Genomic DNA, 1,139 nt, shown 5'->3' with positions numbered 1-1,139 from the left:
TTTGTCATAGGCTATTATCAACTATATCTTTTAAAATTCTGAAATTATCTTCTAACATTTCATATTCATTTATAAATGATAAAGCCATAATTTCATCAGCTTTGTATTTTTCATTTATTTTAAAAAGTTCTTTTCTTGCATATTCTACATCACCATTGATGGAAAGTCCCCTATTAGTTTTTATTAGAAATCTTTCAATGCTTGTGAGTTCTGGTGCATTTTCAGGGTCTAAATTATAAAATTCACTTTTTTCTTTTACATTCATTAGCTGTAAAGAAATTTGTTCAGCTTTAATACTTAAATCTTTGGCATCTTCTTTTGTTCTTGCTATATTTGTAATTAGACTTAATATAGTGTATGGTTTTTCCAGTTGCCTTGAAGGAATAAATTCTGTTCTATAAATATCAAAGGCTTTTCCAATTAGATCTGGGGAAATTTGTCCAGCAAAGGCATAAGGAAGTCCAAGTTTACCAGCAATATGTGCAGAAACTGTAGATGTTCCCAAAATATATAAGGGAATTTCTCTAGTTTGAGGGTAGGGTTTAACATCTAATTTTTCTACATCTTCTGAAAAATATAATTTCAACATTTTTGCAGCATTAATAAATTCTCTTGGAGAGAAATTCTTTTTATAAAGAAGTCTTGCGGTATCTTTATCAGTTCCTGGAGCTCTACCCAAGCCTAAATCAATCCTATCTTTGTAAAGATTATTAAGACAGGCATATCTTTCTGCCACTTGGAATAGGCTGTGGTTGGGAAGCATTACACCTCCTGCACCAATTCTTATATTTTTTGTATGTGCCAAAATATATGAAATAACAACTTCTGTTGCTGAAGAAATTACTGCGGGAGAATTGTGATGCTCTGTTAGCCAATATCTTTGAAAATTATTTTTATCTGCAAATTGAGCTAATTTTAAGGCTCTGTCATAGGCATCTTTGTAACTTTCACCTAAATATTTAGGAACTAAGTTTAAAATTGAAAGTTTAGTCATAAATCCTCCTTAAATAAGTATAGTTAGCCGGAATAATCCGGCTATTAATAAAATTATGAAAATTTTGCAAGTGAGCCCATTGGGTCCCATGGTTCCAGTTCAATAGGTTTTTCATCAAGTGCTTTTAAAATATCTTTTGATAGAT

Annotated in this window: 1 protein-coding gene; it reads right to left on the bottom strand. The window is 30.7% G+C overall.

Annotated elements, in window-relative coordinates; translation table 11 throughout:
- Positions 1-4 precede the first annotated feature (4 nt).
- Positions 5-994, bottom strand: a complete 990-nt coding sequence (locus HMPREF9131_RS06225; protein WP_009346015.1) for an MsnO8 family LLM class oxidoreductase — start codon at positions 992-994, stop codon at positions 5-7.
- Positions 995-1,139: the final 145 nt, after the last annotated feature.

It is taken from the genome of Peptoniphilus sp. oral taxon 836 str. F0141 (genome assembly GCF_000179335.1).
GTDB classification, from domain to species: domain Bacteria; phylum Bacillota; class Clostridia; order Tissierellales; family Peptoniphilaceae; genus Peptoniphilus_A; species Peptoniphilus_A lacrimalis.
Note: the sequence above shows the minus strand (reverse complement) of the source record. Positions and strands in the feature narration are given on the sequence as shown.